This window comes from Enterobacter sp. IF2SW-B1 (genome assembly GCF_001743375.1).
Lineage (GTDB): Bacteria > Pseudomonadota > Gammaproteobacteria > Enterobacterales > Enterobacteriaceae > Enterobacter > Enterobacter bugandensis.
This window is the reverse complement of sequence record NZ_MJAA01000008.1, coordinates 389013-409847: the sequence shown is the minus strand read 5'-3', so window position 1 is coordinate 409847 and position 20835 is coordinate 389013. Positions and strand designations below refer to the sequence as shown.

19 protein-coding genes are annotated in these 20835 nt (G+C 56.1%); 9 read left to right on the top strand and 10 right to left on the bottom strand.

Features of this window, described 5'->3' with window-relative positions:
- Window positions 1-84 precede the first annotated feature (84 nt).
- Complete coding sequence (gene bglX, locus A6013_RS17810; RefSeq protein ID WP_069733512.1) at window positions 85-2382, bottom strand: beta-glucosidase BglX; 2298 nt, start codon at window positions 2380-2382, stop codon at window positions 85-87.
- 189 nt (window positions 2383-2571) lie between these two features.
- On the opposite strand from bglX, the gene dld reads away from it, so the two are divergent.
- Window positions 2572-4320: a D-lactate dehydrogenase gene (dld, locus tag A6013_RS17805; RefSeq protein ID WP_045259739.1), complete on the top strand. Its 1749-nt coding sequence runs from the start codon at window positions 2572-2574 to the stop codon at window positions 4318-4320.
- Between the two features lie 112 nt (window positions 4321-4432).
- Complete coding sequence (locus A6013_RS17800; protein ID WP_028013845.1) at window positions 4433-4987, top strand: GNAT family N-acetyltransferase; 555 nt, start codon at window positions 4433-4435, stop codon at window positions 4985-4987.
- A 93-nt stretch (window positions 4988-5080) separates the two neighbouring features.
- Here A6013_RS17800 and pbpG read toward each other — a convergent pair whose 3' ends face one another.
- Complete coding sequence (gene pbpG / locus A6013_RS17795; protein ID WP_028013846.1) at window positions 5081-6004, bottom strand: D-alanyl-D-alanine endopeptidase; 924 nt, start codon at window positions 6002-6004, stop codon at window positions 5081-5083.
- 167 nt (window positions 6005-6171) lie between these two features.
- Window positions 6172-6759 carry a Yip1 family protein gene (locus A6013_RS17790; protein WP_069733511.1) on the bottom strand — a complete coding sequence of 196 codons (588 nt, stop codon included), beginning with the start codon at window positions 6757-6759 and terminating at the stop codon, window positions 6172-6174.
- Between the two features lie 157 nt (window positions 6760-6916).
- Between A6013_RS17790 and A6013_RS17785 the strand changes: the two genes are divergently transcribed.
- Complete coding sequence (locus A6013_RS17785) at window positions 6917-7489, top strand: DedA family protein (protein WP_028013848.1); 573 nt, start codon at window positions 6917-6919, stop codon at window positions 7487-7489.
- A gap of 44 nt (window positions 7490-7533) precedes the next feature.
- Here A6013_RS17785 and A6013_RS17780 read toward each other — a convergent pair whose 3' ends face one another.
- From A6013_RS17780 to A6013_RS17765, 4 genes are all read right to left on the bottom strand, one after another.
- A complete protein-coding gene (locus tag A6013_RS17780; protein ID WP_069733510.1) occupies window positions 7534-8298 on the bottom strand; it encodes an SDR family oxidoreductase in 765 nt (254 codons plus the stop codon).
- Window positions 8299-8348: 50 nt separating this feature from the next.
- On the bottom strand, window positions 8349-9767 hold the full coding sequence (gene mdtQ, locus A6013_RS17775; protein ID WP_047367957.1) for a multidrug resistance outer membrane protein MdtQ: 1419 nt from the start codon (window positions 9765-9767) through the stop codon (window positions 8349-8351).
- Window positions 9768-9919: 152 nt separating this feature from the next.
- Window positions 9920-10852: a tRNA dihydrouridine(16) synthase DusC gene (gene dusC / locus A6013_RS17770; protein WP_069733509.1), complete on the bottom strand. Its 933-nt coding sequence runs from the start codon at window positions 10850-10852 to the stop codon at window positions 9920-9922.
- Between the two features lie 41 nt (window positions 10853-10893).
- Window positions 10894-11691, bottom strand: coding sequence for a helix-turn-helix domain-containing protein (locus A6013_RS17765; RefSeq protein WP_045259735.1), 798 nt, complete (start codon window positions 11689-11691; stop codon window positions 10894-10896).
- 59 nt (window positions 11692-11750) lie between these two features.
- Between A6013_RS17765 and A6013_RS17760 the strand changes: the two genes are divergently transcribed.
- The 6 genes from A6013_RS17760 to A6013_RS17735 all read left to right on the top strand — a co-directional run bounded on the left by A6013_RS17760 (window position 11751) and on the right by A6013_RS17735 (window position 17103).
- Window positions 11751-12455 (top strand): type 1 glutamine amidotransferase, encoded by a 705-nt coding sequence (locus A6013_RS17760; RefSeq protein ID WP_028013853.1) that lies wholly within the window; start codon window positions 11751-11753, stop codon window positions 12453-12455.
- Between the two features lie 190 nt (window positions 12456-12645).
- Window positions 12646-13041: a CidA/LrgA family protein gene (locus A6013_RS17755; RefSeq protein ID WP_047363090.1), complete on the top strand. Its 396-nt coding sequence runs from the start codon at window positions 12646-12648 to the stop codon at window positions 13039-13041.
- Window positions 13038-13733: a CidB/LrgB family autolysis modulator gene (locus A6013_RS17750; RefSeq protein ID WP_041909023.1), complete on the top strand. Its 696-nt coding sequence runs from the start codon at window positions 13038-13040 to the stop codon at window positions 13731-13733. The genes A6013_RS17755 and A6013_RS17750 overlap by 4 nt, the downstream gene beginning before the upstream one ends.
- A gap of 129 nt (window positions 13734-13862) precedes the next feature.
- Window positions 13863-14747 (top strand): cytidine deaminase, encoded by an 885-nt coding sequence (gene cdd, locus A6013_RS17745; protein WP_069733508.1) that lies wholly within the window; start codon window positions 13863-13865, stop codon window positions 14745-14747.
- Window positions 14748-14873: 126 nt separating this feature from the next.
- Complete coding sequence (gene sanA, locus A6013_RS17740; protein WP_028013857.1) at window positions 14874-15593, top strand: outer membrane permeability protein SanA; 720 nt, start codon at window positions 14874-14876, stop codon at window positions 15591-15593.
- 121 nt (window positions 15594-15714) lie between these two features.
- Entirely contained in the window at window positions 15715-17103 is a 1389-nt protein-coding gene (locus tag A6013_RS17735) for a glutamine synthetase family protein (protein WP_069733524.1), read from the top strand.
- 49 nt (window positions 17104-17152) lie between these two features.
- Here A6013_RS17735 and mglC read toward each other — a convergent pair whose 3' ends face one another.
- The 3 genes from mglC to mglB all read right to left on the bottom strand — a co-directional run bounded on the left by mglC (window position 17153) and on the right by mglB (window position 20777).
- Window positions 17153-18163, bottom strand: a complete 1011-nt coding sequence (gene mglC, locus A6013_RS17730) for a galactose/methyl galactoside ABC transporter permease MglC (protein ID WP_013097952.1) — start codon at window positions 18161-18163, stop codon at window positions 17153-17155.
- Between the two features lie 15 nt (window positions 18164-18178).
- On the bottom strand, window positions 18179-19699 hold the full coding sequence (gene mglA / locus A6013_RS17725) for a galactose/methyl galactoside ABC transporter ATP-binding protein MglA (RefSeq protein ID WP_028013859.1): 1521 nt from the start codon (window positions 19697-19699) through the stop codon (window positions 18179-18181).
- A 79-nt stretch (window positions 19700-19778) separates the two neighbouring features.
- Window positions 19779-20777, bottom strand: coding sequence for a galactose/glucose ABC transporter substrate-binding protein MglB (gene mglB, locus A6013_RS17720; RefSeq protein WP_008500923.1), 999 nt, complete (start codon window positions 20775-20777; stop codon window positions 19779-19781).
- Window positions 20778-20835 lie beyond the last annotated feature (58 nt).

Genomic DNA, 20835 nt, shown 5'->3' with positions numbered 1-20835 from the left:
CGGCGGATTTACCCGGCAAAATGCCTTTTTAGCATAAGGTAAGACGCATCCCCCGATGAACGGGGGATGCAAAGGAGGGAAAGGTTACAGCAGCTCGAACTCGCCTTTATTTACGCGGGCGGAATCCACCCCGATAAAGACGTTAAACTTGCCCGGTTCCGCATCATATTTCATCTGCTGGTTCCAGAACTTCAGCGCATCCACGTCAATCGGGAAGCTGATGGTTTTGGTTTCGCCAGGCTTGAGATTGACCTTCTCAAAGCCGCGCAGCTGCTTCACAGGACGGCTCATCGAGGCGGTGACATCCTGCACGTACATCTGAATCACCGTTGCCCCTTCACGCTTGCCGGTGTTGGTCACCTCGACGCTGGCGGTGACCTTGCCGTCACGCTTCAGGCTCGGCGCCGACATTTTCACCTCAGAGACCTTGAAGGTGGTGTAGCTCAGGCCATAACCAAACGGGTAGAGCGGGCCGTTAGCTTCGTCAAAGTAACGAGACGTGTATTTGTTCGGCTTGTCGGCGTTGTACGGGCGACCGGTGTTCAGGTGGCTGTAGTAAACCGGGATCTGCCCGACGGAGCGCGGGAAGGACATCGGCAGCTTGCCCGACGGGTTGTAATCGCCAAACAATACGTCGGCGATGGCGTTACCGCCTTCGGTGCCGGCGAACCAGGTTTCCAGAATGGCGTCAGCCTGCTGGTCCTCTTTCACCAGCGCCAGCGGACGACCGTTCATCAGCACCAGCACAAGCGGCTTGCCGGTCGCTTTCAGGGCGGCGATCAGATCGCGCTGGCTCTGCGGGATGGTGATGTCGGTACGGCTGGAGGCTTCGTGCGCCATACCCTGCGCTTCCCCCACGACCGCGACAACGACGTCAGACTGCTTCGCCGCGTGGACCGCTTCGTCGATCATCTCCTTCGGCGTGCGCGGATCGACCTTCACCGCTTCCTCGTACTGGTTGAGGAAGGTGACGATGTCTTTATCGTCGGTGACGTTCGCCCCTTTGGCGTACACCACTTTGGCGTTTTCACCGACGGCGCTCTTGATGCCGGTCAGGACGGTAACGGACTGATCGGCCACGCCCGCAGCAGACCAGCTCCCCATCACGTCGCGCTTGCTGTCAGCCAGCGGGCCGACCACAGCAATAGTGCCGGATTTTTTCAGCGGCAGCGTGTCAAGGCGGTTCTTCAGCAGCACCAGACTTTCGCGCGCCACTTCACGCGCCTCTTTACGGTGCAGGCGACTTTCGGCGTTGGTATCCGCCGGGTCAGAATCTTTCGGCCCCAGGTGGCTGTACGGATCGTTAAACAGCCCCATGTCATATTTCACGTTCAGCACGTGGCGCGCGGCATCGTCCAGCTCCGCCATCGTTACCTTGCCGCTCTTCACCAGCCCCGGCAGGTATTTGCTGTAGTACTCGTCGCTCATGCTCATGTTGATGCCGGACTTGAGCGCCACGCGCACCGCGTCTTCCGGATCGGACGCCGTGCCGTGCTTGATCAGCTCTTTAATCGCGCCGTGGTCGGAAACAGTGATGCCCTTAAAGCCCCACTGGTCGCGCAGGACGTCTTTCAGCAGCCAGGAATCGGAGGTCGCAGGCGTGCCGTTCAGCGAGTTCAGCGCCACCATCACCGCGCCGCTGCCCGCATCCAGCCCTGCCTTGTACGGCGGCATGTAGTCGTTAAACAGGCGCTGTGGGCTCATGTCGACGGTGTTGTACTCTTTACCGCCTTCCACGGCGCCGTAGGCCGCGAAGTGTTTAACGCTGGTCATCACCGAGTAGCGGTCCGCCGGGCTCTTGCCCTGCATCGCTTCCACCATGGTTTTGCCCATCGTGGCCGTTAAATAGGTGTCTTCACCGAAGCCTTCCGAGGCGCGGCCCCAGCGCGGATCGCGCGAGACGTCCACCATCGGTGCCCAGGTCATGTTCAGGCCGTCGTCCGCCGCTTCATAGGCCGACACGCGCCCGACGGTTTTCACCGCGTCGAGGTTAAACGAGGAGGCTAAGCCGAGGCTGATCGGGAAGACAGTGCGTTGGCCGTGCACCACGTCATAGGCGAAGAACAGCGGGATTTTCAGGCGGCTGAGCTGCATCACCTGATCCTGCATGGCGCGGATATCCTGGCGGGTGACGGTGTTAAAAATCGCGCCCACCTGGTTCTCTTTGATCATCTCGCGGATGGCCTCTTTCGGGTTATCCGGGCCAACGCTGATCAGACGCAGCTGGCCGATTTTTTCATCGACCGTCATCTTCTTAAGCAACTCCGTGACAAACGCGTCGCGGGCTTCAGGCGTGAGCGGGTGATTACCAAACAAATCCTCTGCCAGCGCAGGTTGCAGCGCCAGGCTGACGGCGACACCTACAGAACATAGCCATTTCATGTTGTTATTCTCTCTCATCAATAACCGTGGGAAGCACCCGGCCAGACCGTGCGAAAAGCGCAGTGTGCCATAAACCCTCTGAACGTTGCAGGGTTATTCTCTGATTTTTCTCGTGAATACTCGACCGCTGAACAGTTAATCGCGCTATGCTTTACAGCGAGAAATTTGCCCCACCACAAGGAGTGGAAGATGACTTCTGTTCGAACTGACGATAACAAAACATTTATTAACGAACTGTCGCGCCTGGTTGGCTCCTCTCACCTGCTTACCGACCCGGCCAAAACCGCCCGCTACCGCAAGGGTTTCCGCTCCGGCCAGGGCGACGCGCTGGCGGTGGTCTTCCCCGGCACGCTGCTGGAGCTGTGGCGCGTGCTGAGCGCCTGCGTTGCGGCGGACAAAATTATTTTAATGCAGGCGGCCAACACCGGCCTGACCGAAGGTTCCACGCCGAACGGCAACGATTACGATCGCGATATCGTGATTATCAGCACCCTGCGCCTCGACAAGCTGCACCTGCTGGACAAAGGCGAGCAGGTGCTCGCGTTCCCGGGCACCACGCTCTACTCGCTGGAAAAAGCGCTTAAGCCGCTGGGCCGCGAGCCGCACTCGGTGATCGGCTCCTCCTGCATTGGCGCCTCGGTGGTCGGTGGGATCTGCAATAACTCCGGCGGTTCGCTGGTCCAGCGCGGCCCGGCCTACACCGAAATGTCACTTTTTGCCCGCATTGATGAAAACGGCAAGCTGACGCTGGTGAACCACCTGGGCATCGATCTGGGCGTAACGCCGGAACAGATCCTCAGCAAGCTCGACGACGACCGCGTGAGGGACGAAGACGTGCAGCACGACGGTCGCCACGCGCACGACCACGATTACATCACCCGCGTACGCGATATCGAGGCCGATACCCCGGCGCGCTACAACGCCGATCCGGATCGCCTGTTTGAATCGTCCGGCTGCGCGGGCAAGCTGGCGGTTTTTGCGGTGCGTCTCGACACCTTCCCGGCAGAGAAAAAGCAGCAGGTATTTTACATCGGCACCAATCAGCCTGAGGTCCTGACCGAAATTCGTCGCCATATTCTGGGCGAATTCACCCACCTGCCGGTGGCAGGCGAGTACATGCATCGGGATATTTACGACATCGCGGAGCGCTACGGGAAAGACACCTTCCTGATGATCGATAAGCTTGGCACCGACAAAATGCCGTTCTTCTTCACCATGAAGGGACGCACCGACGCGATGCTGGAGAAAGTGCCGCTGTTCAAGCCCCACTTTACCGACCGCTTTATGCAGAAGCTGGGCAACGTTTTCCCTGCGCATCTGCCGGAGCGAATGAAAACCTGGCGTGATAAGTACGAACATCACCTGCTGCTGAAAATGGCCGGGGACGGGATCGCCGAAGCGCAGAGCTGGCTGACCGAGTTCTTCAGGACGGCTGAGGGTGATTTCTTTGCCTGCACGCCGGAAGAAGGCAGCAAAGCCTTCCTGCATCGCTTCGCCGCGGCGGGTGCCGCTATCCGTTACCAGGCGGTGCATTCCGAAGAAGTGGAAGATATTCTGGCGCTGGATATCGCCCTGCGACGCAACGACACCGAATGGTTTGAGCATCTGCCGCCGGAAATCGACAGCAAGCTGGTGCATAAGCTCTATTACGGCCACTTTATGTGCTACGTCTTCCATCAGGACTACATCGTCAAAAAAGGGGTAGATGCTCACGAACTGAAGGAGCAGATGCTCGCCCTGCTGCGCGAGCGTGGCGCACAATATCCTGCGGAACACAACGTTGGGCATCTTTATAAAGCCCCTGACGCCCTTAAGCAGTTTTATCGCGAGAATGACCCTACAAACAGCATGAACCCCGGCATAGGGAAAACAACGCGGAAGAAATACTGGAAAGAGAGTGCAGACGCGGAGCAGCGCATAACGCAAGCGTCTGATTAAACCCTACAGCCAAATTTGAGAGATTGTTTCGCGCGCCTTAATCGTAATAGAGTAGCGGTCTGTCGCCGGAGAAATGTTTCTCCGGCATTCTATAACGAGGAGCAGGCGCATCATGTCGGCTGTTGATGTTTTATCCGAAACCGAACTGGAAGTGCGCGACGCCCTTCCCGATGATGTGCATGCCATCGCCGCCATCTATGCCTGGCATGTGCTTCACGGACGCGCGTCATTCGAAGAAGTCCCCCCCACCATCGACGAAATGCGTCAGCGCATGAAAAGCGTGGCCGAGAACGGTTTACCGTGGCTCATCGCGCTCTATCGCGGCATCGTGGTGGGCTATTGTTACGCCACCCCTTACCGACCGCGTCAGGCCTATCGCTATACCCTGGAAGAGTCGATTTACGTGGATGCCAGCATCACCGGACGCGGTTTTGGCACCGCATTAATGAACGCGCTGATCGCGCGCTGCGAGCAGGGCCCGTGGCGGCAGATGATTGCCGTTGTGGGAGATGGCAATAATAATTCCGGCTCGTTACGGCTGCATAAAAAACACGGCTTTGAGATTGTCGGTCAGCTTCGCAGCGTGGGGTATAAGAAAGGCGACTGGCGGGATACGGTGATAATGCAGCGCCCGCTCAACGATGGTGACTGGACGCTGCCGGAATAAACGTAAAACGGTAACCTGGGTTACCGTTTTTAGTGTTTTCTCCCTCTCCCGTGGGAGAGGGTCGGGGTGAGGGCATCAACGCGCAGAGGGGAATTAATCGTTTTGCGCCGTCGCCATCTGCTCCGCTTTCTGCTTTTTATAGGTCAATGCCGCAGCCGGAACGGGCTGCACTTTCCCGGTCTCAATCCAGGTCCGCAGGCGGCTCGCATCCGCGAAGTGGGTATATTTCCCGAAGGCATCCATCACCACCAGCGCCACCGGCTTACCGTTAAACACGGTGCGCATCACCAGGCAGTGGCCTGCCGCATTGGTAAACCCGGTTTTGGTTAACTGAATATTCCAGTTCTCGCGGTACACCAGATGGTTCGTGTTGCGAAACGGCAGCGTGTAAGACGGATTCGAGAATGTCGCCATGTCCTCACGCGTGGTGCTGAGCTGGCCGAGCAGCGGGTACTGCTTGCTGGCAATCAGCAGTTTCGTCAGATCGCGGGCCGTGGAGACGTTGTTAATCGACAGACCCGTCGGTTCAACAAAATGAGTATTGCTCATCCCCAGCGCTTTGGCTTTAGCGTTCATCGCGCGGATAAAGGCATCGTAACCGCCAGGATAATGGTGCGCCAGACTTGCCGCCGCACGGTTTTCGGACGACATCAGCGCCAGCAGCAGCATATTTTTACGGCTGATTTCACTGTTCAGGCGCACGCGAGAGTAGATCCCTTTCATCTCCGGCGTGTGGCTGATATCCACTTTCAGCTTTTCGTCCAGCGGCAGGCGAGCATCAAGCACCACCATCGCGGTCATTAATTTGGTTATTGAGGCGATCGGGCGCACCAGGTCCGGGTGGCTGGCGTAAATCACCTTATTGGTGTTGAGATCAACAATCATCGCGCTGCCGGACGCAATTTGCGGCTGGGCAGCAGCGGTGGTCACCGCGGGCGTTTTGGCGACAGCTGGCACGGCAGCGGACGCGCCCAGCAGCAGCGCCAGGCTAAGTAAGGAGACACGAAATTTCAGCATGGTGAGACTTCTGATAATTATTCACGCACGTAATGACGTACACCGCCTGCGTCGACTGATAAACACAGGCTGGCTTCGGCATCATAGCGGTCACAGTGCTTTGTCGCCAGCGGATAATCGTGAACAGATGCTGCATTGCTGGCATTTACGCCAGCAATGCAGTGAGCTTAGAAGAGACGGTATCCATAACCCCAGAGAATAACCGTCAGTGCCAGTAACACCTCCAGTACCAGCACCCCGATGGCAAGCGTGGAACCGGAGAAGCTCAGGCCCTCTTCTTTATTGATATTCAGGAAGGTTGGAACGCCCAGATACAGCAGATAACCGGTGTAAAAGAGCGCAACAGTACCGATCAGCGCGCACAGCCAGACCAGTGGATAGAGCGCAACAATACCGCTTAAGAACAGCGGGGTCGCGACGTATCCGGCGAAGACCATACAGTGTGCCAGCGATGGGCGCTGTGGGTAGTTACGCGCCATCCAGTGAATGACGCGCCCCATGACCGCCACCCCTGCCAGCATCAGGCCATAAAAGAGAATGGCCAGATAAAGCCCGGTAAACCAGGAGAGCTGAACCACGTTACCGTCACCGAAGTTCCAGCCGATTTGTGTTGTGCCAATAAACGCGCATATTACCGGCACCGCGGCCATCAGCAGCACATGGTGGGTGTAATGATGCGAGACCGTTTCGTTCTCACTTTTGATGACATGCATTTCACGATCGGGATGGGAGAAAAGTCCCCAGACATGGTTCATAGCGCCCCCTTGTTGTCGGCCCGTCAGCGATACCTTAAGTATAATGCAGGCTTTAGATTATTTTATGTACAGTGGGAAATTTCCGTTGATTGCCGCGCGGTTGATTCATGAGGTATATGATTAAACGAGGTACGCAGAGGGAGATAACCGTTACGTAATGGATATTAACGCACTCATTGAACAATATGGATATGCCGCGCTGGTCATCGGCAGCGTGGCGGAAGGTGAAACCATCACGCTGCTGGGCGGCGTCGCCGCGCATCAGGGCTTACTGAAGTTTCCGCTGGTCGTCGCTGCGGTCGCGCTGGGCGGCATGATTGGCGATCAGCTGCTCTACTTCCTGGGGCTGCGCTTTGGCCCGACGCTGCTCAAGCGTTTCGTTAAACACAAAAAGAAAATCAACCGCGCGCAGCGCCTGATCCAGCGTCACCCTTATCTGTTCGTCATAGGCACCCGCTTTATGTACGGCTTCAGGATCATCGGGCCGATACTGATTGGTGCCAGCCGCCTGCCGCCAAAAATTTTCCTGCCGCTGAATATTGTTGGCGCGATAGCCTGGGCGCTGATCTTCACGACGCTTGGTTACGTGGGTGGCGAGGTGATTGGCCCGTGGCTGCACAACCTTGACCAACACCTGAAGCACTGGGCGTGGTTGATTCTGGTGGTTGTGGCGGTGATTGGGGTCAGGCTGTGGATGCGGCACAGAGAGAAGAAGCGGGATGAGGAGTGAGTCAGCCTGGTGCCCCTCACCCCTTTGGGGAGAGGGGAAACCTGTTACCCTTCCGGCTTAAACTGCGGGTTCGCCAGCATAAAGCCCCCGTCGACGATAAACGATTGCCCTGTGGTATAGCTGGCGTCGCTGTCACACAGCCACGCCACCAGGCTGGCGATTTCTTTGGTGTGGCCCGGCCTTGCCAGCGGGATTTCCGGCATTGCCCCTTCCTTCACTTCGCTGTCGTCCATATCGTTCATCGGCGTGGCAATGGCCCCCGGCGCGACGGCGTTCACCAGAATCTTGTGCTTCACCAGCTCCATCGCCATCGATTTGGTTAAGCCGCCGAGCGCATGTTTCGCAGCCGTGTAAGCGCTGGCATCAGGCAGCGGCGTGTGCTCATGCACCGAGGTGATGTTCACAATCCGCCCGCCTTCCCCCTGCTTCACCATCTGCCGTGCCGCAATCTGCGAGCAGAGAAACGCGCCGTCCACGTCGACGGTAAAAATGTTCCGCCAGTCGTCAAACGCCATCTCAAGAAATGGCGCTTTGGTCATCGCTCCGGCATTGTTAACCAGCACGTCCAGCCGGCCGAAACGTGCAATCAGCGTTTCAATAGCATCAGCGCCGTCCGGGAGCGTGCTTAAATCAAGATGGATAGCCTCTGCGCGCTGCCCATGCGCTTCAACTTCACGGCAGGTTTCCAGAGCCCCTTTTTCATCCGAATGCCAGGTGACGCCAATATCAAACCCGCGCTCTGCCAGCATCAGCGCCGTGGTTTTACCGATCCCGGAATCCGATGCGGTTACAATCGCTACTCTGTTCATACTCACCTCCTGAAAAACTACAAAGAGGTAAGTATAGATAATGGCCCTGTTTAGCCATGATGATAGCCGCCGCCCAGCGCTGACGTCAGCTGCAGCGTGGCGTCGAGATACTGGCCTTTCAACATGACGCCTTCGAGATGCTCTTTCAGTGCCGGGATTCTGGCTTCGCTGACCCGCGAACCGGCAATAATACCTGCGCTAAAACGCGCCTGCGCCAGCGCCACCACGCGCGCCGCGTCTTTTTCGATCTGCTGCTGGTGACGATTTTTTGCCGTCAGGGTTTCAACTTCACTTGCCGTACGCGCCACCTGATTGACCGCCTCCACCACCGCTTTGTTGTAGTTCGCGACCGAGAGGTTATTCTGCGCCTGGGCGATATCCAGATTAGCGTTCAGCCTGCCGCTGTCGAAGATCGGCAGCGTCAGTCCGGCAGTCACGCCCATCTGCTGGGCTGAAGAGCGGAACAGATCGCTCAGGTGCAGGGCATCCTGCTGTAAGAACGCCATCAGGTTCACGTCAGGATAGAACGCCGCTCTGGCGGCTTCCACCTCGCTCATGGAGGCTTCGATATACCAGTGCGCCTCCTGCAGATCCGGTCGGCGAGCCAGCAGTTCATAGCCGAGCGTCGACGGTAACGAGGCTTCTGCTACAGGCAACGGGTGGCGCGTAAGGTGTGTCGCCGGGGTGCCGGTCAGCGCATCCAGACGCGCTTCAATGGCCTTCATTTTGCCCTTTACGTCGGCCAGCTGTTCATTAGTCTTACTGGCGTGTATATCGGTTTCGACGCCCTCCACCGAGGAGGTAATACCGTGCTGATACAGTTCGCGATCGGCGTCGATAATATTTTCCTGCTCCTGTTTAATCCGGGTAAGAACTTCCCCTGCTTCGGCCTGGGTCTGCCACGCCCAGTAAAGGCGCGCAACGCTGGTTGAAAGCAGCTGGCGGGTCTGCTCCAGCTCCGCTTTTTGCGCATTCACTTTACCGATACGCGCTGCAATCCGGGCGCGGTTTTTTCCCCACAGATCGAGATCCCAGCCCGCCGTCAGGCCAAAGGTGCCGTTGGTATACCATGGGCCGGTGGTGCCCGCCGCCGGGTCGGTTAGGGCAAACGGCCCCATCAGCCCCTCTGCCGACATTTTTTGCCGTTCAACATCCGCTGAAAAATCCATTTGTGGGCCATCGGCTGCGATAGCGGCTCTGGCCTGCGCTTCGGCAAGCGTAATGCGCTGCCGGGCAATTTGCATATCGGGCGCATCCGCTATGGCTTTGGCAATAAGCGAATTTAACTGCGGGTCGTTATATTCTTTCCACCATTCATTTTTCGGCCAGTCCGCATGACGAAGTTGGGTATTAACGGACGCGGCTGTCGTTTGCGTTTGAATTGGCGACACCGTGGAATGTTCCGGTGCGCAGGCAGCCAGCATAAAAACAAGGGGAGCACTCAGAGATAAAATAAGAAAACGTTTCATTACGCCATGCACTCAAAAAAATAAAGGCGCAACTTACGCTTGATGACGCGCTATTTTTTAGTAACGCGTGGCAATCCGCAAATTGTCATACACTTACATACTCGGCAAAATATTCACCGAGTGAATTATTTATTTTTAAATATAACTGCCTGTTATTTTGACTGTATAACCCGCGCAATATCAGCCGACGTTTGCAGCGTGCGGATCTCCTGAAATAATTCCAGCGCTTCGCTGTACTCTTTGCGTAAATAACTCAGCCACTGCTTAATACGCGCGACGTGATACAAACCGGTATCGCCCTGCTTTTCCAGACGGCTGTATTTTTGCAGCAGCGTGACGACATCTGCCCACGGCATACGCGGCTCGTTATATTTCACCACCCGGCTAAGGTTCGGCACGTTCAGCGCGCCGCGGCCAATCATCACCGCATCGCAGCCGGTGGCTTTCAGGCACGCCTGCGCGCTCACGTAATCCCAGATTTCGCCGTTGGCGATCACCGGAATAGTAAGTCGTTTGCGGATCTCACCAATCGCCTGCCAGTTAATGCGCTCGGCTTTGTAGCCGTCTTCTTTAGTGCGGCCATGCACCACCAGCTCGGTGGCCCCGGCCTGCTGCACCGCATCGGCAATTTCAAACTGTCGGGCGCCGCTGTCCCACCCCAGGCGCACCTTAACCGTCACCGGCAAATGCGAGGGCACGGCCTCACGCATGGCTTTCGCGCCGCGGTAAATCAGCTCAGGATCTTTCAGCAACGTCGCTCCGCCGCCGCTGCCGTTCACCAGCTTCGACGGACAGCCGCAGTTGAGATCCACCCCGTAAGAGCCAAGCGCTACCGCGCGGGCGGCATTTTCCGCCAGCCATTCAGGATACTGGCCGAGCAGCTGAATACGTACCAGCGTGCCGGAAGGGGTCCGGCTCTGGCGATGCAGTTCAGGGCAGAGACGATAGAATGACTTTTCTGGCAGCAACATATCGACCACGCGCAGGAACTCCGTCACGCAGAGATCGTAATCGTTCACCTCGGTCAGAAGCTCGCGCACGAGGGAGTCGAGCACGCCTTCCATTGGGGCCAGTAAAACACGCATAGCAGTACCTGTGAAAAAAGACGCGCTATAGTAGCCGCTCTCTATATCGCTGGGAAGCGCTTCTGTTCAGGCAGAAAATCACCCGGCGTTGCCCCAACAATAGCGCGAAACGCCGCCGCAAATGCCGCCGGGCCGGAAAACCCCAGCATCCAGGCCACCTGCTTAACCGGGTATCCGTTGGCGAGGAGATCCAGCGAGGCACAAATCCTTGCGCGCTGTCGCCAGGCCCGGAAGCTAAAGCCGGTATCGTTGATAAACGCACGTGAAAATGTGCGTTCAGACATCGCGGCCCGTTCCGCCAGCCTTTCCAGAGAGAGATCCCAGAGATTGTTGGCAATGATGTCACAGGCCACGCGATGTAAGCGCTCATCCACGGGCATCGGCAGTTCGGCAGAAATCTGCTGCGTCTCGCTGAGGATGTCGAGCAGCAAAACGGCCATGCTGCGCTGGCTTGCCGGCCGGTATTCCGCGCTGAACAGCCCGGCAATCAGCTCTTTGAACAACGCTGTGGCCATAATCACGTGAACCTCGTCTTTCCGCTTAAAAGGTTCGCATTGCGAAATCAGTGCCGGGCTAAACCAGACCGCGCGAAGCTCCGTTGCGGATAACACGCTGTAGGTATGCTCCTGAAAGGGAGGGATCCACAGCGCGCGCTGCGGCGGTATGACCCAGCGTTTGCTGCCGGTTTCAACCAGCATAACCCCCTTAATGGCAAACAAAAGTTGTCCCTGCGAATGCTGGTGAGGCGGATCGACTTCGCCGCGCGTATAGCGAATTGCCCCTCTTGACCATCCGATAGCATCGTCGTGAATTGGCGTTTTATCGATAACGGTTGGCATTTCACATTCCCCCCTTCCTCTTATGATGCTGCTTGTACACGTAACCAGAGAGAGACGCAATGCACATCCATTTTATTATTCATGAACATTTCGAGGCGCCAGGCGCCTATGAAATCTGGGGGAAAAGCCGCGGCTGCAGTCTGAGCTACACCAGAGTGTATCAGGGCGAACCTTTACCTGAGGAACTGGGGGGCACAGACCTGCTTATCATCATGGGAGGCCCGCAATCCCCCGCAACCACGCTTGAGGAATGCCCCTGGTTTGATGCGCAGGCGGAAAAGGCACTCATCAGCCGCGCGATAGAGGCAGGTAAAACGGTGATAGGCGTTTGTCTGGGCTCACAGCTTATCGGCGAAGCGCTGGGCGCAGCGTTTTGCCACAGCCCGGAAAAAGAGATTGGCAAATTTCCCGTCAGGCTCACAGATGCAGGCAAGGCGAACCCGCTGTTTGAGGACTTTGGCAGCGTGCTGAACGTCGGTCACTGGCATAACGATATGCCTGGGTTGACGCCGCAGGCTAAGGTTCTGGCTTACAGCGAGGGCTGTCCCCGCCAGATCGTGCAATACAGCGAACGGGTTTACGGTTTCCAGTGCCATATGGAGCTGACGCCGGAGGTGGTAGAGTTGCTGATTGAGCATTCGCAGAATGACCTCCGCCGTGCGGGTGAGTTCCGTTTTGTCGAAACGGCGGAAAAACTCCGCTCGCATGATTATCGCGAAATGAACCAGGTGCTGTTTTCTTTTCTCGATAAACTGACCGCCTGACGCTGATGCCTTCTCTGGCGCGTGACTTCGCCAGCGCAATCCCTTTCCTCTAAACTGTAGCCTGCACCAGTAAGGTGATACCGGACGTTCCATTCCGGAATGTCTGGTATGCTCAAAATTCATGATGTGATCCGTGGCACATTTTTAGGTTTAATTGTATGATGAATGCGTTTCAGCAAGGACTATCACCATGAGCAAATCATTGAACATTATCTGGCAATATCTGCGCGCATTCGTCCTGATTTACGCCTGCCTGTATGCCGGCATTTTCATCGCGTCGCTGCTGCCCATCACCATTCCCGGCAGCATTATCGGTATGCTGATCCTCTTCGTTTTACTGGCGCTGCAAATTCTGCCTGCAAAGTGGGTCAACCCAGGCTGCTTCATTCTTATCCGCTACATGGCGCTGCTGTTCGTGCCTATCGGCGTGGGCGTCATGCAGTATTTTGATTTGCTCAAGGCGCAGTTCGGCCCGATTGTCGTTTCCTGCGCGGTCAGTACGCTGGTGGTTTTCCTGGTGGTGAGCTGGAGTTCTCATCTGGTACATGGAGAACGTAACGTGGTCGGGGAGAAAACAAAAAAATGATGGCTAATATCTGGTGGTCACTGCCGTTAACCCTGCTGGTATTCTTCGCCGCGCGCAAGCTTGCCGCACGATTTAAAATGCCCTTGCTGAACCCCCTGCTGGTGGCGATGGTGGTGATTATTCCCTTCCTGCTGCTCACCGGCATTCCTTATGAGCGTTACTTTGCGGGCAGCAAAATTTTAAACGACCTCCTGCAGCCCGCCGTTGTCGCGCTTGCCTTTCCTTTATATGAGCAGCTGCACCAGATCCGCGCACGGTGGAAGTCCATCATTACTATCTGTTTTGTGGGAAGCCTGGTGGCGATGATTACCGGCACGTCGGTGGCGCTGTTGATGGGGGCCTCCCCGCAAATTGCCGCCTCTATCCTGCCTAAATCAGTGACCACGCCTATCGCGATGGCGGTAGGCGGCAGCCTCGGCGGTATTCCGGCCATCAGCGCGATGTGCGTGATTTTCGTCGGTATTCTCGGCGCGGTGTTTGGCCACACTCTGCTGAACGGGATGCGTATTCACACCAAAGCAGCGCGCGGGCTGTCGATGGGCACCGCCTCGCACGCGCTGGGTACCGCCCGCTGCGCGGAGCTGGACTATCAGGAAGGGGCGTTTAGCTCGCTTGCGCTGGTGATCTGCGGGATTATCACCTCCCTGCTCGCCCCGTTCATTTTCCCGCTGATTCTGGCGGTGATGGGCTAAAATTTGCGATGCGTCGCGCAAATTTCATTTTGATTTCATAAGTTGCACACATAATGAGAAGTGGATCACATATAAAGGCCTTACGGCTCCGTAAACTACCGATCCATTAACCTTTATGAGGCAAACGCCATGCACCCACGTTTTCAAGCTGCCTTCGCTCAGCTTGCAGAGAATTTGCAGTCAGCCCTGGCTCCCGTTCTGGCAGATGCACATTTCCCCGCCCTGCTGACGGCGGAGCAGGTCACGGTGCTTAAACAGGCAACCGGGCTGGATGAAGACGCGCTGGCTTTCGCACTGCTGCCCCTGGCTGCCGCCTGCGCCCGGGCCGATCTTTCCCACTTCAACGTCGGTGCTATCGCGCGCGGCGTCAGCGGAACCTGGTACTTCGGCGGGAACATGGAGTTCCTCGGCGCAACCATGCAGCAGACCGTTCACGCCGAGCAGAGCGCCATCAGCCACGCCTGGCTGCGCGGTGAGAAAGCCCTGAGCGCCATCACCGTAAACTACACCCCATGCGGCCACTGCCGCCAGTTTATGAACGAGCTGAACAGCGGGCTGCAGCTGCGCATTAACCTGCCGGGCCGCGCGCCGCACACGCTGGGGGACTACCTGCCTGACGCCTTCGGCCCGAAAGATCTTGAGATTAAAACGCTGCTGATGGACGAGCAGGATCACGGTTTCGCCCTGTCCGGCGATGACCTGAACCAGGCGGCCATACGCGCGGCGAACAAGAGCCACACTCCGTACAGCAACTCCCCGAGCGGCGTGGCACTGCAGTGCCGCGATGGCCGTATCTTCACCGGCAGCTATGCGGAAAACGCCGCGTTTAACCCAACGCTGCCGCCGCTGCAGGGCGCACTCAACCTGCTGAGCCTGAACGGCTACGATTATCCGGACATTCAGCGTGCCGTTCTGGCCGAAAGGGCCGATGCGCCGCTGATTCAGTGGGATGCCACCGCCGCAACGCTCAAGGCGTTAGGCTGCACGACGATCGACCGCGTCCTGCTGGCGTAAACCTTCCGGCGGACAGAAATGTCCGCCACGTTGCTGAAAAACCCCTCAGTTGAGTCGCTGTTTCTTGCGCTAACCAGGCGGGTAAAGTAGCCTGAGTTAAATTTCATCCACGAACGAGCCATCTTCATGTTAAAGCGCGTTTTTTACAGCCTGTCTGTCCTGGTCGGCATACTGCTGTTTATCGTGCTGGGTCTCGACCGCTGGATGAGCTGGAAAACGGCCCCCTACATCTTTGATGACCTGCAGGATCTCCCCTATCGCCAGGTGGGCGTGGTGCTCGGCACCGCCAAGTATTACCGCACAGGGGTGATCAACCAGTATTATCGCTACCGTATTCAGGGCGCGCTGAACGCCTACAACAGCGGCAAGGTGAACTACCTGCTGCTGAGCGGTGATAACGCGCTGCAAAGCTATAACGAGCCGGTGACGATGCGGAAGGATTTGATTGCCGCAGGCGTCGATCCGGCCGACATCGTGCTCGACTACGCGGGCTTCCGCACCCTCGACTCCATCGTGCGCACGCGCAAAGTCTTCGACACCAACGACTTCATCATCATCACCCAGCGCTTCCACTGCGAGCGCGCGCTGTTTATCGCCCTGCACATGGGCATTCAGGCCCAGTGCTACGCGGTGCCGTCGCCGAAAGATATGCTGAGCGTGCGCGTCCGCGAGTTTGGTGCCCGCTTTGGTGCCCTGGCCGATCTCTATATCTTCAAACGCGAACCGCGCTTTTTAGGCCCTCTGGTGCCCATTCCGGCGATGCATGAAGTGCCGGAAGACGCGCAAGGTTACCCGGCGGTGACGCCAGAGCAGCTGCTGGATATGCAGAAAAAAGAGAAAAAGTAGGCCTGCCTTTATACTTTCTTTACGCCGGCACTGACGCTTTTTATCCCCCCTTTACGCCAGCTCTTTTAACCTGAGTTCACTGCCGCTACGGCTTCATTGAAGAATGACTATGAACTCGATAATGAATGCGTTTTTCCTCAAAAGTCTCCGCCCTTACTTTAACTTTCCCGGATTATCACTCCCCGGCGCACTTAATTCTGGTCTCTGGCTGGATGAAAAAATTGACGCCCTGCAGCACAATATTGCCGTGGAAGTGGCCGACTATCTGGAACGCTACCCGCAGACGAAACACGTTGACGTTTACCTGAACGATATCAACGGCACGATGCGCGGCAAGCGCCTCACGGTCGAGAGCATGCTGAGTCTGGAAAAAGGCTGTTATTTTCCGCTTTCCGTCTACTCCATGGATCAGAAGGGAAAAATCGCCGCCCCGCTTTATGATGAACCCGACCGGCTGTGCGTCCCGGTCGCCGGTTCTCTGCGTCCCTGTCCGCAGGATCCGGAGCATACCGCGCAGATCCTGTTGACGATGAAGGACAGCGACGGTAACCCCTGCCCGCTTGAGCCACGCGCGATACTGCAGAACGTCGTGGCCCGCTTCCACCAGCACGGCCTTTTCCCGGTCATTGCCCCGGAAATCGAGTTTTACCTGACGGGACAGGGCGATCGCGATCCGCAAAATCAGGGCTGTTTTCACATGGACAACTCGTCGGCGCACGCGGCGCTTTTTGACGAGCTGGAACAGCTGGCGCACCTTCAGCGCATCCCGCTGTCAGGGGTGGTAGCGGAAGCCGAGTCCGGACAGTACGAATTAAACCTGAAGCACAGCCAGCGCGTCGTAGAGGTCTGTGATAACGTGCTGGCCCTGCGCCGCCTGACCCGCTATGTCGCTGAAAAGCACGGTCTTCAGGCTAACTTTATGGCTAAGCCTTTCAGCCAGCTCTCCGGCAGCGGTTTGCACATCCATTTCAGCCTTAACAACAGCCGTGGCGAGAACGTTTTTGCCTCGCCGGTGAACGCGCTGAGCAGCATGATGCGCTTGTGCATCGCGGGCCAGCTGGCGCTGATGCCCGCCTCCGTCGCCATTCTTGCGCCGGGGGTCAACGCGTTTCGTCGCCTGCGAAAAAACCTGACGGAACCCGTCTTTAACTCGTGGGGCTATAACACCCGCTCCGCTGCCCTGCGCATTCCCTGCTCGGAAGAGAGCAACCGTCGTATCGAGTACCGACTGGCCGGAGCCGATGCGAATCCGTATCTGGTGGCGGCCACAATCCTGACCGGCATGCTGTACGGGCTGGAACATATCGACGAGGGGGAACTCCCGGAACCGCAGCAGGACCAACCGGAACTCCCGCTGTTCCAGCAGGAGGCAATTGAGGCCTTCGCCCGCTGTCAGTATCTCACCGACAGCCTGGGCGACGCCTTTTCCGAACAGTGGGTCGCCTGCAAGCTTTCTGAACTCGAGTGGTTTGAGCGCATTGTGACGCAAGAAGAGTCCCATCTGGCATAGGCCATAAAAAAGCCCGCTCGGTGAGCGGGCCGGGTATGGCGAGTGACGATTACTTCTTACGGGCGTACTTCAGTGAATCCAGAGCAACCGCGAAGATAATGATGGCGCCCTTGATGATGTACTGCCAGTACGGGTTCACGCCGATGTAGGTCAACCCGTAGTTGATGACGGTAAAGATGATCACACCGGTGACCACGCCGAGCACGGTACCCACCCCGCCGCTGAAGGAGACGCCGCCGACCACGCAGGCCGCAATCGCATCCAGCTCGTACATGAAGCCAAGGTTGTTCGTTGCGGAGCCGATACGGCCTGCTTCCAGCATCCCGCCGAAGGCGTAGAACACACCGGACAGCGCGTAAATCATCAGCAGGTTCAGGGCAACGTTTACCCCGGACACTTTCGCCGCTTCCGGGTTACCGCCGATAGCGAAGATGTTTTTACCGAAGCGCGTTTTGTTCCACAGGATCCAGACGAACGCCACCGCAATCAGCGCATAGAAGGTAATGTACGACAGGCGGAAGCTGCCCAGCGCGATAAACCCCTGCGTGAAGGTGGAGAAGCCGCTGTCAAAGCCCGAAATCGGCGACGCGCCCACAAAGTCGTAGTACAGGGAGTTGATACCGTAAACGATGATCATCGTACCCAGCGTGGTGATAAATGGCGTCACGTTCAGGTAAGCGATGATAATACCGTTGATCAGGCCAATCACCGCCCCGATGGCGCAGACAATCAGGATCACCACGAAAATCGGCATGGTCGCCATCTCCGGGAACACCTTGTTGGCGTTTTCCATCGACTGCAGCAGGGTTGCCGCAATAACCGCCGCCAGGCCGACCTGACGACCGGCAGAAAGGTCCGTCCCCTGGGTGACGATAAGGCCCGCCACGCCCAGCGCAATGATGATACGCACGGAGGACTGAGTCAGAATATTACTCAGGTTCAGCAGGCTTAAGAACGTAGGGTCCTGGAAAATAATAATGGCCAGCAGGACTAAAAGAACAACGTAAATACCGCCTTCTTTCAGGTAAGTGAGAAAACTTTTTTTATTTAACGCACTCATGAGGAGCCCCTGATCTTAAAGGTGCAAAGACGCAAGACGCAAAATTTCGTTTTGCGTTGTCGTTTTGGTGTCAACAATACCGGCAACGAGACCATTGCTCATAACCAGAATACGGTCCGTGATCCCTAACAGTTCCGGCATTTCGGAAGAAATAATAATGATCCCTTTATTCTTTTTCGCCAGCTCGGCAATCAGCTGATAAATTTCAAACTTCGCGCCGACGTCAATACCGCGGGTCGGTTCATCCAGCATCAGAATTTCTGGCTGGGTTAATAACCAACGGCCAATAATAACTTTTTGCTGGTTACCACCGGAAAGCGAACCGATTTGGGTACGGTGGCCAGGCGTTTTCACGCGCATGGAGTCAATTACCCACTGGGTATCGCTCTTCATACGGGAGTTATCCAGCAGCCCGACTTTGTTTTTGTAATTGCGAATATTAGAGATTAACGAGTTAAAGTTAATATCCAGATAAGCATAAATACCGGTCGAACGACGTTCTTCCGTCACCAGCGCAAAACCGTTATTAATGGCTTCGTTGGCATTATGGTTGTTAATTTTCTTCCCGTGCAGCGTGATGGTGCCGTCGGCCTTCTCGCGGATGCCAAACAGGGTTTCCACGATGTCGGTACGCTTTGCTCCTACGAGGCCAGCAATGCCAAGAATTTCGCCTTTGTGAAGGTCGAAAGAAACATCGCGGATGGACGGCTGGCGCAGCGAGGTCAGATTGCGCACTTCCAGGATTACTTCTCCTGGCTTGTTCTCTTTGTCCGGGAAGCGCTGGTTCAGGGAACGGCCGACCATCATGGCGATGATCTTGTCCATGTCCAGCCCTTCAAGCGGCTGCGTGGCAATCCACTGGCCGTCGCGCAGGATGGTAATTTCATCGCACAGCTGGAAGATCTCTTCCATTTTGTGCGAGATGTACACAATGCCGCAGCCGCGTTCTTTCAGCTTACGAATAATGGTAAAAAGGTGATTAACCTCTTTTTCCGTTAATGACGAGGTAGGTTCATCCATGATGACGATTTTCGCATCATAGGAGAACGCTTTGGCAATTTCGATCATCTGCATCTGGGAAACGGATAATGTCCCCACGCGGGCGCGCGGATCGATATCAATATCCAGCTCATCGAAAATCGCTTTGGTGTCGCGATACATTTTATCCTGATCGACAAACACACCTTTGGTTGGGTAACGTCCCAACCACATGTTATCCATTACCGAGCGTTGCAGTACCAGGTTTAATTCCTGGTGAACCATCGAGATACCGTTTTCCAGCGCTTCTTTCGCTGAATGGAAATCGATCTCTTTCCCCTGAAAAAGAATGCTGCCAGAATCTTTTTGATAGATCCCAAAAAGACATTTTAATAACGTTGATTTACCCGCACCGTTCTCCCCCATTAATGCATGAATAGAGTGAGGACGGACTTTTAAATTAACATTATCGAGTGCCTTAACACCGGGGAAGGACTTGTTGACGCCTGTCATTTCCAACAAGTATTCACCGGACGACTGAGTAGTTGTGCTGACCATAATTATACCTTGTTGGCCTCGCATATCGCGTTATAAAAGGGCGCAACGAATTGCGCCCAGTGAAGACAAAACAAAGATCTTATTTACCGATAAACTCAGCCAGGTTGGACTGGTCTACGCCCACGTAAGGCACGCGAACGATTTTGTTGTCAATTTTCCAGTTGGTGCCATCCGCCGCGCCTTTACCGTCGGCGAGGTTTTTCGCCAGATCGAAGGTCGCTTTCGCCTGGTTGTTGGCATCGTTCAGAACGGTACCAGCCATTGCGCCAGATTTAACCAGCGCCAGCGCTTCCGGCAGGGCATCCACGCCAAATACCGGGATGGACGATTTATTGTGAGCTTTCAGCGCTTCAACCGCACCCATTGCCATCGCATCGTTGTTGGCAATGACCACTTCGATTTTGTTCGCGTTCGGGCCAGACAGCCACGCGTCCATCTTATCTTTCGCCTGAGCGGTGTCCCACATCGCGGTATCTAACGCCAGCTGCTGGGTTTTCAGGCCCTTGTCGTTCAGCTCTTTGATAACATAGGTGGTACGCGCTTCAGCATCCGGGTGGCCAGGCTCGCCTTTCAGCAGCACGAACTGGATCTGACCGTCTTTGTTCAGGTCCCAGTTCGGGTTCGCCGCCCAGTGCTTCGCGATCAGATCGCCCTGAATAATGCCGGACTCTTTAGAGTCAGTACCGACGTAATACGCTTTGTCATAGCTGTCCAGCGCTTTACGGGAAGGTTCTTTGTTGAAGAAGACGATTGGCACGTTCTGGCCGCGCGCTTTCTCAATAACCGTGCCTGCTGCAGCCGGGTCAACCAGGTTGATCGCCAGGGCCTTAACGCCTTTAGCCAGCAGAACGTCGATCTGATCGTTCTGTTTGGACTGGTCGTTCTGGGAGTCATTCATCAGCAGCTGTACGTCTGGCGCTGCTTTCGCATCTTTCTCAATTGCTTTACGCACAACAGACATGAAGTTGTCGTCGTATTTATAGATGGTCACACCAATACGGGTATCCGCAGCGTGCGCTGCTGCACCAAAAAGCATGCTTGCCATTACAGCAGACAGGGTCAACACCTTCTTATTCATGGTATCTCCGGTTTTTTTATGCAGGGTAGTTCTTGTGAATAACGATCGGCAGGCAGGT

What these genes read in the sequence shown, in the direction of transcription:
- bglX (WP_069733512.1), bottom strand. Translation starts at nt 2,382, where the DNA reads ATGAAATGGCTATGTTCTGTAGGTGTCGCCGTCAGCCTGGCGCTGCAA.
- dld (WP_045259739.1), top strand. Translation starts at nt 2,572, where the DNA reads ATGACTTCTGTTCGAACTGACGATAACAAAACATTTATTAACGAACTG.
- A6013_RS17800 (WP_028013845.1), top strand. Translation starts at nt 4,433, where the DNA reads ATGTCGGCTGTTGATGTTTTATCCGAAACCGAACTGGAAGTGCGCGAC.
- pbpG (WP_028013846.1), bottom strand. Translation starts at nt 6,004, where the DNA reads ATGCTGAAATTTCGTGTCTCCTTACTTAGCCTGGCGCTGCTGCTGGGC.
- A6013_RS17790 (WP_069733511.1), bottom strand. Translation starts at nt 6,759, where the DNA reads ATGAACCATGTCTGGGGACTTTTCTCCCATCCCGATCGTGAAATGCAT.
- A6013_RS17785 (WP_028013848.1), top strand. Translation starts at nt 6,917, where the DNA reads ATGGATATTAACGCACTCATTGAACAATATGGATATGCCGCGCTGGTC.
- A6013_RS17780 (WP_069733510.1), bottom strand. Translation starts at nt 8,298, where the DNA reads ATGAACAGAGTAGCGATTGTAACCGCATCGGATTCCGGGATCGGTAAA.
- mdtQ (WP_047367957.1), bottom strand. Translation starts at nt 9,767, where the DNA reads ATGAAACGTTTTCTTATTTTATCTCTGAGTGCTCCCCTTGTTTTTATG.
- dusC (WP_069733509.1), bottom strand. Translation starts at nt 10,852, where the DNA reads ATGCGTGTTTTACTGGCCCCAATGGAAGGCGTGCTCGACTCCCTCGTG.
- A6013_RS17765 (WP_045259735.1), bottom strand. Translation starts at nt 11,691, where the DNA reads ATGCCAACCGTTATCGATAAAACGCCAATTCACGACGATGCTATCGGA.
- A6013_RS17760 (WP_028013853.1), top strand. Translation starts at nt 11,751, where the DNA reads ATGCACATCCATTTTATTATTCATGAACATTTCGAGGCGCCAGGCGCC.
- A6013_RS17755 (WP_047363090.1), top strand. Translation starts at nt 12,646, where the DNA reads ATGAGCAAATCATTGAACATTATCTGGCAATATCTGCGCGCATTCGTC.
- A6013_RS17750 (WP_041909023.1), top strand. Translation starts at nt 13,038, where the DNA reads ATGATGGCTAATATCTGGTGGTCACTGCCGTTAACCCTGCTGGTATTC.
- cdd (WP_069733508.1), top strand. Translation starts at nt 13,863, where the DNA reads ATGCACCCACGTTTTCAAGCTGCCTTCGCTCAGCTTGCAGAGAATTTG.
- sanA (WP_028013857.1), top strand. Translation starts at nt 14,874, where the DNA reads ATGTTAAAGCGCGTTTTTTACAGCCTGTCTGTCCTGGTCGGCATACTG.
- A6013_RS17735 (WP_069733524.1), top strand. Translation starts at nt 15,715, where the DNA reads ATGAATGCGTTTTTCCTCAAAAGTCTCCGCCCTTACTTTAACTTTCCC.
- mglC (WP_013097952.1), bottom strand. Translation starts at nt 18,163, where the DNA reads ATGAGTGCGTTAAATAAAAAAAGTTTTCTCACTTACCTGAAAGAAGGC.
- mglA (WP_028013859.1), bottom strand. Translation starts at nt 19,699, where the DNA reads ATGGTCAGCACAACTACTCAGTCGTCCGGTGAATACTTGTTGGAAATG.
- mglB (WP_008500923.1), bottom strand. Translation starts at nt 20,777, where the DNA reads ATGAATAAGAAGGTGTTGACCCTGTCTGCTGTAATGGCAAGCATGCTT.